Origin of the sequence: Bacillus cereus group sp. Bc010, assembly GCF_027716745.1 — a bacterium.
In the GTDB taxonomy this organism is placed as follows: Bacteria; Bacillota; Bacilli; order Bacillales; family Bacillaceae_G; genus Bacillus_A; species Bacillus_A pacificus.
Map to the genome: position 1 here is coordinate 136227 of NZ_JAQFUY010000004.1, position 13420 is coordinate 149646.

Consider the following 13420-nt stretch of genomic DNA (forward strand, 5'->3'; position numbering starts at 1 on the left):
GATAATGAATTTTTTAGTATTTACTTGTCATTTGACGATTACTTTTCCCTCCATTCCTTTAAGAAGGTGATACCGGCATGTTAATTCATATGTACCAGTATTTTTAGGTTTCACGGTAATATTTTTTTCTTGTCCTGACTCGACTACGACGTCAATGCCGAGCTTTTTTACTGTAAAGGTGTGCTCGCTCTTGCCTTTATTTTTCAATAGCAATGTTGTTGATTCTTCAATTGGAATCGTGATGACGTTCGGTTTAAAGTAATCATCGTTTAGCTCGACTTCAATCACTTTGGCAGACTCAACAGGTTGTGTTACGACGTTAATTGATGCAAATACATTGAGGGAATTTAAAGTTGTTACTCCCACAAGCATCACAAGAAAACCGATGAATCGAAATAACCATGTGCTTATAGACATTAGCAATTCTCCTTTTGTAAGTATGTTTCCTCAATTAACCTGCATCATTATTTTAAGAGTTATACTATGCATGTAAACAAATCTGTTTATCTTTCTATGCATACGTTATTTAAAAATTTCACATACCGTAATAAGGATAAAAATTATTTTTTCAAAAAAATGTAGTAATTCCTTTTTAGAGTTTGCTATAATTAGTTCGAATGTGGGCAGTATCAGAGCGAACTGCACCATGATTCGATGCAATACGAAAAATAATAACTTGGATTCTGCCTTGATCCAATAACGGACTGGGACAGAGGGATGAATAATGCCGACTAACACACAACCCTTCTGCCCTTTTATGGCCAGAGGGGTTTTTTATATGATTTCGGCCATCTCCTCTCTCCTGTATAAAGGAGGAGTAGTTTTTGAAAACAAAAACAGATTTTTTGAAAATGAAAGAGCAAGGTGAGCCGATTACAATGCTAACGGCGTATGATTATCCATCTGCTAAGTTAGCAGAAGAAGCGGAAGTTGATATGATTTTAGTTGGAGATTCCCTTGGGATGGTTGTGCTCGGCTATGATTCAACAGTACCTGTAACAGTAGAGGATATGATTCATCATACGAAAGCTGTACGCCGAGGAGCGAAAGAGACGTTTATTGTAACTGATATGCCATTTATGTCGTATCATGTGTCGCCTCAAGATACGATGGTGAATGCACGCCGCATCGTTCAAGAGAGTGGTGCTCATGCACTGAAGGTAGAAGGTGCAGGAGAAGTGATATCAACTATTCATTACTTGACGAGTGCGGGAATTCCTGTCGTGGCACACTTAGGCTTAACTCCTCAATCTGTAGGAGTGTTAGGTGGCTATAAAGTACAAGGAAAAGATGCTGAAAGTGCAAAAAAATTAATAGAAGATGCGAAGAGATGTGAGGAAGCTGGTGCGATAGCACTTGTATTAGAATGTGTGCCAATGCAGCTAGCAGAATTCATTTCGAAGCAACTAACAATTCCAACGATTGGAATTGGAGCAGGACAAAAAGTGGATGGGCAAGTACTCGTTTATCATGATCTTATCTCATATGGTGTAAAGCGTGTTCCGAAATTTGTGAAGCAATATACGTCGGTTCAAGAGGAGATTGTGCGAGGGATTTCACAATACGTTACTGAAGTAAAGACAGGTCAATTTCCGGAAGAAAAACATTCATTCACAATGAAAGAGGAAGAATGTTTAGCGTTATACGGAGGAAAACAATAATGAAAATCGTAACTACAGTACAAGAGATGCAGCAAATTACAAACGAACTACGTGCAAGTGGAAAAAGTATTGGTTTTGTCCCAACGATGGGTTATTTACATGAAGGTCATGCGACTTTATTACGTAAGGCAAGAGAAGAAAATGAAATTGTAGTTTTAAGCGTGTTTGTTAATCCGCTACAGTTTGGACCAAATGAAGATTTAGATCGATACCCTCGTGATATTGATAGAGATGAAAATGTAGCAAAAGAAAACGGTGTAGATTATTTATTTTATCCGAGCGTAGAAGAAATGTATCCAGCAGAACAAACGACAACAGTAGAAGTTGTGAAGCGTACCGATGTGTTATGCGGAAAGCAAAGACCTGGTCATTTCGCTGGTGTTGCGACTGTACTAATGAAACTATTTAATATTACATTGCCAACACGTGCTTATTTCGGTATGAAAGATGCACAGCAAGTTGCTGTCATTGAAGGATTTGTCGCTGATTTTAATATTCCGGTTACAATCGTACCGGTGGATATTGTAAGGGAAGAAGATGGATTAGCGAAAAGTTCTCGTAACGTGTATTTGTCACAAGAAGAGCGTGAAGAGGCTCCTCATTTATACCGCAGTCTATGTATAGCGAAAGAAAGAATTGAGGCAGGAGAACGTAATGCAGAAATCATTACAACTCTTGTGAAAGAGTATATTGAGACGTATACGAAAGGCACTGTAGATTATGCTGATTTATATACGTATCCTTCACTACAAGTAGTGGATAAAATTGAAGGACGAATCATTTTAGCAATTGCAGTTAAATTTGACAATGTACGATTAATTGACAATATAACATTAACGGTTAAATAAGGGGGAGCATCTATGTTTCGCACAATGATGAGAGCGAAGTTACATCGCGCAACAGTAACAGAAGCAAATTTAAATTATGTAGGTAGTATTACAATTGATGAAGATTTAATGGATGCAGTAAATATTGTAGAAAACGAAAAAGTCCAAATTGTAAATAATAATAATGGTGCTCGCTTAGAGACATATGTTATTAAAGGAGAACGTGGTAGCGGTGTTGTTTGTTTGAATGGTGCAGCTGCAAGGCTTGTACAACCAGGAGATAAAGTTATTATTATTTGCTACGGTCTAGTGGCAGAAGAAAATATTCATAAACAAGAGCCGAAAATTGCAGTATTAGACGATAATAATCAAATTATTGAAATGTTAGGTGCTGAAAAAGCAGGAACGATACTATAAGTAAGAAGGCTATCTCTATTACGGAGATAGCTTTTTTTGTGCATCTTTTCATTAAGATGAGATAAAACGTGGTATAGTAACATTATATAATTTTCTGTTTGATAGGTAAGAAATTGAGGTGTTACATATATGAGTAAGCGTTATGTCGTTGTGGATTTAGAGACGACAGGGAACTCCTGGAAGGATGGGAAAGATAAAATTACCCAAATTGCAGCTGTTGTAGTGGAAGATGGAGAGATATTAGAGATTTTTTCATCTTTTATTAATCCGAAGAGAGAGATTCCGCCATTTATTACAGAGTTAACAGGGATTGATGAGAGTATGGTTAAGCAAGCCCCGTTATTTCAAGATGTAGCCCCGATGGTTGTTGAGCTATTACAAGGTGCAGCTTTCGTTGCACATAATGTTCATTTTGATTGGAATTTTTTAACGGAAGAATTAAGGCAGGCTGGATATACAGAAATACATTGTCCAAAAGTTGATACAGTTGAGTTGGCGCAAATTCTTTTGCCAACGGCTGATAGTTATAAATTACGTGATTTAGCTAAACAACACGAATTAGAGCATGATCAACCGCATCGTGCGGATAGTGATGCTCTTGCAACAGCGGAATTGTTTTTACAATTTTTAAATGAAATTGAGAAGTTACCCCTTGTCACCTTGCAATCGCTTTATGAATTGAGTGATGTGTTTCAAAGTGATATAGCGGATGTGCTTTCTGAAAATATTTTAAAGAAAATGATGCATGGTAAAAAAGGAGCAGAGGGATATGAAGTGTATCGAAATATTGCACTTCGAAAACGGAATTATTCTTTAAACTTAAGTGAAACATGTGCATTTAAATTTGATGCTTTCTTGCATAAGACAATTGATAAACTTGAGTCGAATATGCCAAAGTTTGAAAAAAGAGAAAGCCAACAGAGTATGATGAAGGAAATATATACAGCGCTAAGAGATTCTAGGTTTTCACTAATTGAAGCAGGAACAGGAACAGGGAAGACTCTTGCATATTTGCTTCCAAGTATTTATTTTGCAAAGAAAAAAGAAGAACCTGTCATCATAAGTACCCAAACTGTACAACTGCAACAACAAATACTAGAAAAAGAAATTCCATTATTACAGAAAATCATGCCATTTTCATTTGAAGTAGCTCTGCTAAAAGGAAGAAAGCATTATCTTTGTCTACATAAATTTGAATATGCTTTGCAAGAGGAAGAGAAAAATTATGATATGGCGCTCACAAAGGCAAAAATTTTAGTGTGGTTATTGCAAACGGAAACGGGCGATCGGGATGAATTAAATATTCCTGAGGGCGGAAAGTTACTTTGGAACCGGATTTGTAGTGATGTACATAGTCCGGGTGGCATGCAAAGCAACTGGTTTAGTCGTTGTTTTTATCAACGAGCAAAGAATAAAGCATTATTTGCAGATATCGTTATTACAAATCATGCGTTATTATTTCAAGATTTTTCAAGTGAAGAACCCCTGTTTGCGTCATGTGAACATATTATTTTTGATGAGGCTCATCATATTGAGGAAGCGGCGAGTAGAACATTAGGTGAACAGTTCTCCTGTATGTATTTCCAGCTAGTTTTATCTCGTCTTGGTACGCTAGAAACAGATGATGTGCTTTCTAAAGTATATAAAATGATGAAAAAATCAGAGCAAGCCTCCCGTTCTACTTTCCGCATGGTAAGTCATAGTTTGAAGGAGTTGAAATTTGATGCGGATGAGCTATTCCAAATGTTACGTGCATTCATCTTTAAACAAACAAAGCAGGAACAAGGGATCAGCAATATGCCACTCATTTATCGATATAACACGGAAGTAGAGAAAGGTAAGTTATGGGATAGTATTACCGAGTTAACAAATCGCTTTGTATATGATGTAAGAAAATTACTCTCTACACTTGAGAAGCAAGTTGATATATTGCAAAGTAAATTAGAATGGGAAATGCATGTTGTCACAGGTGAATTTATGCATTTAATTGAGTTGTTGAGAAAGATGGCGCAATCTTTACAAGTACTCATTTTAGAAAAAAATTCATATGTGACATGGATGGAAACTGAAACGAAGGGAACCATTCATTCAACTGTTTTATATGGACAACCTGTTCGTATTGGTGAAAGATTTGCTGATGAATTTTTAACAGAGAAAAAGAGTGTTATTTTCACATCAGCAACGCTAACAGTAAACGATTCATTTGACTATATAAAAGAAGAGCTAGGCTTACATGATTTTGCTCCAAATACATTACAGGTCCCATCACCATTCCATTTTGAAGAACAGATGAAATTAATGGTTTCAACGGATGTGCCTTTTATTAAGCAAGCAAGTAATGAAGAATATATTGAATCTGTGTCGGCTCATATTGCAAAAATAGCGAAAACTACAGAAGGTAGAATGCTTGTTTTGTTCACTTCGTATGAAATGTTGAAAGAAGCGTATACGAATTTGAAAAATGATGAGGAATTAGAAGGCTATTTATTATTAACGCAAAGTGTGAATAATAAGAGCAGAAGTCGCCTCATTCGTAAGTTTCAAGAGTTCGACAAATCAATTTTATTAGGAACAAGTAGTTTTTGGGAAGGGATAGATATACCTGGAGATGCCCTTAGTTGTCTTGTTATTGTCCGCCTTCCCTTTACGCCTCCTCATCAACCGATGATGGAAGCAAAAGGAGAGTGGTTAAAAAATCAAGGAGAGGACGTATTCGCTAAGTTAGCACTCCCGCAAGCAATACTGCGTTTCAAACAAGGATTTGGTCGTCTTATTAGAACAAGTACAGATACCGGGACGGTGTTTGTATTAGATCGTCGTTTGACAAGCTCTTCATATGGGAAACATTTTTTACAATCAATCCCCAATGTCCCACTCTATGAAGGCCCTTTAGAAGAATTGTTAGAACAATTAAAGGAACGGCCAATTGAATAAAATTGGAAGGAAAAATACGCCTGAAGTGCATGTAAACTTCAGGCGTAAAAAATGTGGGTAGGAGGAATTTTATTTTTCTTACTTCTTGTATACAAAATGTATTGGTTTTCGACTTGAAACCTTTTTTTGCTGTACATGTCCTGCTATAATAGATGGGTGATGAAGCAGGGGTTGTAAAGAATGTACTCTTATTGTAACCGCATTGCGTTCTTCTATAATTAGAAATTTTTGTGTAACGGAGGAGTTTTTTCATGGATAAGAAAATCGAAGTCCTATCAACGACGCGTATTAAATATTCGTCTGACTTGTATAAAATCGTTGATAGTTTGAATCGTACGTTAAAAGAGCAGGACCTCATGTTCGGATTAGCATTAGACGAAAAAGATAAAGAAACAGCTGTATTTACGATTTACAGAACGTAGTGATACAATGAAAAAGTGGATCTTTGCAATCGTTATCGTAATCGTTGCTAGCGGAATATATGGGGCGTATGTTTATAATAAAGCAATGGAAAAGAAAATCCCTAAAGAGGCAAAATCTGTAGAAATTGCAAAAGAAAAAGCAAAGCTTGTAAAAGTAAAATCTGTGGATTATTATAACGGAAATTCTTCATATACAGTCGTACAAGGTGTAGACGAAAAAGGAGAACAAATTATTGTTTGGGTGCCTAATAAAAAAGGGAATGTCCTTGTGAAGAAAAAGAGTGAAGGTATTCCTGAAAAAGAAGCTTTGCAAAAGTTGGCTGAACAAGCTACAGGAAAAGGCGATGAGCCGAAGCCAAAGCCAAAAGAAATTATAAAAGTAAAATTAGGTGCTCAAAATGATATTCCGTTGTGGGAAATTACATATATTGATCAGGAAGATCGTTATACGTATTATTATTTAGAGTTTCAAAATGGGGCTTATGCTGGTCATTACAGCATTGAAAAATAGATGTAGGGGGAACTACAAATGAAATTAGCAAAGCGAGTAGCTGCTTTAACACCATCTGCAACTTTAGAAATTACAGCAAAGGCACAAGCATTAAAAGCAGAAGGTCATGATGTAATTGGATTAGGGGCAGGAGAACCTGACTTTAATACGCCAGAACATATTATGGATGCTGCACATAAAGCGATGTTAGAAGGACATACGAAGTATACACCAACAGGTGGATTACAAGCGTTAAAACAAGAAATTGTTAAGAAGTTTACTCGCGATCAAGGAATTGCGTATGATCCGTCTGAAATTATTGTATGTAACGGTGCAAAGCATGCATTATATACATTATTCCAAGTGTTACTTGATGAAGGAGATGAAGTTATCATCCCTATGCCATACTGGGTAAGTTATCCGGAACAAGTAAAACTTGCTGGTGGTAAGCCAGTTTATGTAGAAGGCCTTGAAGATAATGAATACAAAATTACAGCGAAGCAGCTGCGTGAGGCAATTACAGAGAAAACGAAAGCAGTTATTATTAATTCACCGAGCAATCCAACAGGAATGATTTACAGCAAAGAAGAATTACAACAGCTTGGAGAAGTATGTTTAGAACACGATATTTTAATCGTTTCAGATGAAATTTATGAGAAATTAATTTATGGTGGAGCAGAATATACTTCGGTTGCCCAGCTTTCTAATGCATTAAAAGAACAAACACTTATTATTAATGGTGTATCTAAATCTCATTCTATGACAGGATGGCGTATTGGATATGCAGCAGGAAATAAGCAGCTTATTAAAGCGATGACGAACTTAGCGAGTCATAGTACGTCAAACCCTACTTCAATCGCTCAATACGGCGCAATCGCGGCATATGCAGGCTCACAAGAACCTGTAGAAACAATGCGTCAAGCATTTGAAGAGAGATTAAACATTATTTATGATAAATTAATTCAAATCCCTGGCTTTACTTGCATTAAACCACAAGGTGCATTTTACTTATTCCCTAATGTAAAAGAAGCAGTAGCTTTATCAGGATACGAAACTGTTGATGATTGGGCAAAAGCTCTATTAGAAGAGGAAAAAGTAGCTCTTGTACCAGGTACAGGATTTGGTGCTCCAAATAACGTTCGTTTATCATATGCGACATCTCTTGAACAAGTGGAGAAAGCATTAGAACGTATTCATACGTTTATGAAAAGTAAAGTGCAAGCTTAATTGGATATTTTATTAACGTAATACAAAAAAACCTTCCTACAATAATAGGGAGGTTTTTTTGACGAATTGTGGCAAAAAGAAATAGCGAAAGGTGTGTTATACTAGAGAGCGAGGTGTTTGGTGATGAAAAAGAAAATGATGTTACAGTGGTTTGAGCAGGGAAGCATTGCAATTCCAAAATTACTTATGATGCATTATAAAAAATTAGGGTTAAATGAAACGGAATTTATGGTTGTACTTCATGTACATACATTTTTAGAATCGGGCAATTCGTTTCCGACTCCGTCAGAGATTTCAGAACGGATGACGATTACCGAAATGAAATGTATGGAAGTTATTCAGGCATTGATTCAAAAAGGTTTTTTATCACTAGAAGGTGGACAAAAATCAGAAGCGATGATGTGTGAAAGTTATTCTTTACAACCGCTATGGGAAAAAATATTGCATTTCTTAATGAATGAATCAATAGAGGAAGAACAAAAAGAAATAAAGCAACTGCAAGTAAATTTATATACAGTATTTGAAAAAGAATTTGGAAGACCACTCTCTCCATTTGAATGTGAAACGTTGGGAATGTGGGAAGATCAAGATCAACATCATCCGAATTTAATTCAAGCGGCCCTCAGGGAAGCTGTAATGAGTGGTAAGCTTAATTTCCGATATATTGATCGTATTTTATTTGAATGGAAAAAGAATGGTATTAAAACAGTAGATCAAGCCCAAAACCAAGGACGAAAATTTAGAGCAAATCAACAACGAACGCAGCAAACGACAAAACAAGAGACGAAATTTACTGGAAAAGTACCTTTTTATAATTGGTTGGAGCAGTAATGTAGGAGGAAGTATATGTTAAATAAAACGCAAATTCGCTATTGTTTAGACACAATGGCGGATATGTATCCAGAAGCACATTGTGAATTAATTCATGATAATCCGTTTGAACTAGTAATCGCGGTAGCGTTATCTGCACAATGTACAGATGCACTTGTAAATAAAGTGACGAAAAATTTATTTCAAAAATATAAAACGCCAGAAGATTATTTAAGTGTTTCGCTAGAAGAATTACAACAAGATATACGTTCTATTGGTTTGTATAGAAATAAAGCAAAAAACATTCAAAAATTGTGCAGAATGTTATTAGATGATTACAATGGGGAAGTGCCGAAAGATCGAGATGAGCTTACGAAGTTACCAGGAGTAGGTCGAAAAACAGCAAATGTAGTTGTTTCGGTAGCGTTTGGTATTCCGGCAATTGCTGTTGATACGCATGTAGAAAGAGTGAGTAAACGGTTAGCGATTTGTAGATGGAAAGATTCGGTGTTAGAAGTAGAAAAGACATTAATGAAGAAAATTCCGATGGATGAATGGAGCGTCACACATCACCGTATGATTTTCTTTGGACGTTATCACTGTAAAGCGCAGCGACCACAATGTGAGGAGTGCCCTTTACTAGAAGTATGTCGTGAAGGAAAGAAGCGAATGAAGGGGAAATAAAGGATGGAGCGAGTGATAGAAATACCGAAAGAATTTCGATGCTTACCATTTTTTAAAGAAAGTAAAAATTCGATTGTGTATTATACAGAACAGTCTTTTGAAGAAACAATACAAAATACTTATTTTATATATGATATGGAAAGACAATATGAGCCGTGGAATGAAATTGAAAATAGTATTCCAGTAATGTTGAATGTATGGAAAAGTAAGCATGAAGACATTGCGACACTTTTTCGAAACAGAAATAAGCAAGAAGCTGAAGGCCCAATGATTCTTTTTGCAGCACATTTGTTATCAATTGTATATTGGCTAAATGAACAACCTGTTTATAGTTTGAACGAAATGGAAGATTACACGAGTATGTTGGAAGTACAACCAGTGAATTTTATAGAGCGCTATTCGTTCATTATAAAGAAACCGAATAATTATCATTCTTATATTCAGTTAGCGCAGTTGTATATTAAAATAGAAAAGTTATATGTAAAGAAAATGATAACAAAAAAGAAGTCCTTTTCTCGTTAAGAGAAAAGGACTTCTTTTTTGTATTAAGACTCTGTTGTAACAACATTTCCGTCTGCGTGTGGTGTATCTTCACCGGTATTGTGTTGTTGTTCTTGTTGTTTCTTAGCTTCTTCTTCAGCTTTTTTTCTAGCTTCCTCTTCAGCTTTCTTTTGAGCCTCTTCTTGCTGTTTACGTTGTTGTTCTTGTTGTTTTTTAGCTTCTTCTTCAGCTTTTTTTCTAGCTTCCTCTTCAGCTTTCTTTTGAGCTTCTTCTTGTTGTTTACGTTGTTGTTCTTGCTGCTGTTGCTCTTGTTGTTTACGCTGCTCTTCCTCAGCTTTTTTCTTAGCATCTTCTTGTTTTAATTTATCTTCATTAGCCTTTTTCTGAGCTTCCTCTTCAGCTTTCTTCTTAGCAGCCTCATCTTCAGCTTTCTTCGCGTCTGGAGTTCCTCCAGGCGCAGTGAAGGATGCTCCAACTGCTGGGCTTGTTCCAGTACCTTTTTTCGCTACTACAGAGAAGCTGTAAGTAACGCCTGGTTTAATACCACCGAGAGTAGCTGTCGTACCTTTTATTGATAAACTACCACTTGAACCGTCAGTCGCTTTATAGCTTGCGGCATACGCATCAACTTCTGCTGGTCCAGACCAGTTTAGTGTAACTGTGCTAGCGCCATCGAAAGTGACATTAAGACCACTAGGTGCATCTACTTTAATTTGTTTCACTGCATCTTTTTTAGCGCCTTTTACGTACAATTCACCATTTAATTCTTGTACAGAAGAAGGGCGTTCGAAACGAGTTTTATCTGTAGCGAATTTACTCATCATTACTTGGAACATTTGCTGTGCAATTCTAGTATAACGATCACTAATGTAGTTTTCTGGGCCATTTTTTTCATAACCAGTCCATACTGCCATTGTATATTGCGGTGTATATCCAGCGAACCAGCTATCTCTGTTTGCATCAGCTGGAATACCATATTTTTTTATAACGTCTTCATCAAAGTTTTGTGTTCCTGTTTTACCGGCAACATCAACACCTGAAACGTATGCTGTTGGACCAGTACCGCCAGAACCAGGTCTTACTACGTCACGAAGAACGTCAGTCACCATGTAAGCTGTGTAGTCTTGCATCGCACGTTGCTCTTTCGGTTTAAAACTTTTCTTTTTCCCATCTGGGAAGATAACTTCTTTTACGAAGTGCGGTTTATTGTAGTTCCCACCATTACCAAAGGCTGCATATGCACCTGCTACTTGTAATGGTGAACTATCGTTACTACCAATTGCTGTTGATTCAAATGTTTTGCCGTCTTTAAATGTCATACCTAAACCTTCAGCAAACGCTTGTGACTTTGGAAGACCAACCGCTTGAGCTGTTTTTAAAGCTGGGATGTTTAATGACTTTTTCAAAGCTTCACGTAGTGAAACGTCACCTTTGTAACTATTTGTTGCATTTCGTATTTTTTTACCGTTGGAATACGTATACTCTGAGTCATTTAATTGATGGTATGTAGACCATTGTAAATTTTCAATTGCTGGTCCGTAGTCGAAAATTGGTTTCATTGTTGAACCGACTTGGCGTTTTAAATCAGTGGCCATATTATGACCTTTGAAAGTAGACTTACTTTCTTTACGCCCAGCTCCAATTGCACGAACTTCTCCAGATTGTGTATCCATAAATACGAATGATCCTTGGAATTGATCGTTCGGATACTTAATAAGATTGCCATCCATAATTTTTTCAGCATAATCTTGAGCATCTTGATCAAGTGTTGTATGAATCGTCAAACCATCTGAACCGATATTTACATCAGGATATTCTTTTTCAACTTCTTTTACAACCGCATCTAAAAATGCTTGATACTTCATCTCAGTTATTTCGGAAGACGGTTGAAGATCCTCTGTTACTGGGATCTTAACTGCATTATTCATTTCTTCTTTTGTTATATAACCGTGTCGATTCATTAATGACAATACGACATTACGACGATTTGTTGCTCGTTCAACATTTTCCTTTTTGGTTGGATCATAAATGTTTGGACCTTGGGGTAAACCAGCGAGCATAGCAGCTTCATGTAACTGTAAGTCTTTCAAATCTTTACCATAATATTTTTGCGCTGCTGTCGCAATACCATATGAACGGTTACCTAAATTAATCTTATTTAAGTACATTTCTAAAATCTCATGTTTAGAGTATTGTTGCTCTAATTTGTAAGATAGGTACCATTCTTGTACTTTTCTCTTTGCAGTTTTGTCCATCGTTAGAAAATAGTTTTTGACTACTTGTTGTGTAATCGTACTACCACCTTGAGATCCGAAACCTCCAGTGACATTTTCCATAACTGCTTTTGTAGTTCGTTTAAAATCAATTCCATTATGATCATAGAAACGTGAGTCCTCAGTTGCAAGGAATGCATTTTCAACTACTTTTGGAATTTGATCGTACGTAACGTGGGTTCGTTTTTCAGCACCGTATTCATAGAAAAAGTTCCCATCTTTATCAAGAAACTTTGTTGATAAAGGATTGACAAGTTTTGATTTGTCTAATTTTGGAGCGTCCTTCACCATAACAAAGAAAACGGAAACGCCAGCTACAAGACCAACGATACCAAGAAGTAGACAACCTATAAGGAATTTTTTAAAAAAGGAGCCTTTTTTCTTTGGTTTTTTCTCTGTATTTGTTTCTTGCTTTTGATTTTTTACATGATTTCGTTCTGTACGAGAACGATAATTATCTGACATTATACTTTCTCCTACCTTTCATTCTCTCCCCAAAAGTCGAAAAAAGAGCCTTAGTGATGACTCTATCACGAAAAATAAACCGTGTCTAGTACACGGATATAATCAATCCGAGGGTGATAACCGCATGATAATAAAGATCCATGCTCTACTATTTCTTCTTTCGTAATCGATTTTCGTCCACCAGTATTTTGACGATTCCAAAATGCAATAATATGTTTTGCATCTAATAAATAAAGTTCATCAAAAAGTGTAAATTTAATAATGACAAATGCAATTCCATTATGAGCGATTACTTGCTTCATATGCTCAATTTGATGAAGGTGGAAGTTTTGAAGTGGAAAACTCGTTTTATTTTTTGTTTCTTTCGCTTCAAAATCGATGTATTTCCCTTTATATACACCGTTGTAATCTGTTGTAGAAGGTTGTTTAAAATACGCTTCTTTTACCACTGCAGCACTTCGAGCGGGGTAATCTACTTTTACAATTTGAAGAGGTGTAGGTTTTTTATGTACACATGCAATATTATGGGTTAAGTAATATTCATTTGTTTCATTCAATTCCTCTTCAAGGGACATACCTCTGTTACTATAAGTATGTTTTTTTATTGGTGTTTTATGAGGTTGTGAAGCTTGATTGTACCGTTTTCCATTTGGGTAACGAATGGTCATAGTGTGTCCACTCCCAACTTGCTAAGAATTACTTACAAAGG

The 13420-nt window shown here is 36.3% G+C and carries 13 protein-coding genes; 10 read left to right on the forward strand and 3 right to left on the reverse strand.

Going from position 1 to position 13420, the window contains the following annotated elements:
* Nucleotides 1-27 precede the first annotated feature (27 nt).
* Nucleotides 28-417 carry a cupredoxin domain-containing protein gene (locus tag PDQ68_RS07660; protein ID WP_270786648.1) on the reverse strand — a complete coding sequence of 130 codons (390 nt, stop codon included), beginning with the start codon at nucleotides 415-417 and terminating at the stop codon, nucleotides 28-30.
* A gap of 407 nt (nucleotides 418-824) precedes the next feature.
* Between PDQ68_RS07660 and panB the strand changes: the two genes are divergently transcribed.
* From panB to PDQ68_RS07710, 10 genes are all read left to right on the forward strand, one after another.
* On the forward strand, nucleotides 825-1661 hold the full coding sequence (gene panB / locus PDQ68_RS07665) for a 3-methyl-2-oxobutanoate hydroxymethyltransferase (RefSeq protein ID WP_016717024.1): 837 nt from the start codon (nucleotides 825-827) through the stop codon (nucleotides 1659-1661).
* On the forward strand, nucleotides 1661-2509 hold the full coding sequence (gene panC, locus PDQ68_RS07670) for a pantoate--beta-alanine ligase (protein ID WP_016717025.1): 849 nt from the start codon (nucleotides 1661-1663) through the stop codon (nucleotides 2507-2509). The genes panB and panC overlap by 1 nt, the downstream gene beginning before the upstream one ends.
* Nucleotides 2510-2521: 12 nt before the next feature.
* Complete coding sequence (gene panD / locus PDQ68_RS07675; RefSeq protein ID WP_000490177.1) at nucleotides 2522-2905, forward strand: aspartate 1-decarboxylase; 384 nt, start codon at nucleotides 2522-2524, stop codon at nucleotides 2903-2905.
* 129 nt (nucleotides 2906-3034) lie between these two features.
* A complete protein-coding gene (gene dinG / locus PDQ68_RS07680; protein WP_061184014.1) occupies nucleotides 3035-5839 on the forward strand; it encodes an ATP-dependent DNA helicase DinG in 2805 nt (934 codons plus the stop codon).
* Nucleotides 5840-6090: 251 nt separating this feature from the next.
* Nucleotides 6091-6261, forward strand: coding sequence for a YpmA family protein (locus PDQ68_RS07685; protein ID WP_000358352.1), 171 nt, complete (start codon nucleotides 6091-6093; stop codon nucleotides 6259-6261).
* Nucleotides 6262-6268: 7 nt separating this feature from the next.
* Complete coding sequence (locus tag PDQ68_RS07690) at nucleotides 6269-6772, forward strand: cell wall elongation regulator TseB-like domain-containing protein (protein ID WP_000758750.1); 504 nt, start codon at nucleotides 6269-6271, stop codon at nucleotides 6770-6772.
* An 18-nt stretch (nucleotides 6773-6790) separates the two neighbouring features.
* Entirely contained in the window at nucleotides 6791-7978 is a 1188-nt protein-coding gene (gene aspB / locus PDQ68_RS07695; protein WP_061184015.1) for an aspartate transaminase AspB, read from the forward strand.
* A gap of 123 nt (nucleotides 7979-8101) precedes the next feature.
* Nucleotides 8102-8809, forward strand: a complete 708-nt coding sequence (gene dnaD / locus PDQ68_RS07700) for a DNA replication protein DnaD (RefSeq protein WP_000728540.1) — start codon at nucleotides 8102-8104, stop codon at nucleotides 8807-8809.
* 15 nt (nucleotides 8810-8824) lie between these two features.
* The gene (nth, locus tag PDQ68_RS07705) at nucleotides 8825-9472 is read left to right on the forward strand and encodes an endonuclease III (RefSeq protein WP_000933025.1); all 648 of its coding nucleotides are present in this window, start codon (nucleotides 8825-8827) and stop codon (nucleotides 9470-9472) included.
* 3 nt (nucleotides 9473-9475) lie between these two features.
* Nucleotides 9476-9994, forward strand: a complete 519-nt coding sequence (locus PDQ68_RS07710; protein ID WP_061184016.1) for a YpoC family protein — start codon at nucleotides 9476-9478, stop codon at nucleotides 9992-9994.
* Between the two features lie 23 nt (nucleotides 9995-10017).
* Here PDQ68_RS07710 and PDQ68_RS07715 read toward each other — a convergent pair whose 3' ends face one another.
* On the reverse strand, nucleotides 10018-12711 hold the full coding sequence (locus PDQ68_RS07715; RefSeq protein WP_061184017.1) for a PBP1A family penicillin-binding protein: 2694 nt from the start codon (nucleotides 12709-12711) through the stop codon (nucleotides 10018-10020).
* A gap of 65 nt (nucleotides 12712-12776) precedes the next feature.
* On the reverse strand, nucleotides 12777-13379 hold the full coding sequence (recU, locus tag PDQ68_RS07720) for a Holliday junction resolvase RecU (RefSeq protein ID WP_000155593.1): 603 nt from the start codon (nucleotides 13377-13379) through the stop codon (nucleotides 12777-12779).
* Nucleotides 13380-13420: the final 41 nt, after the last annotated feature.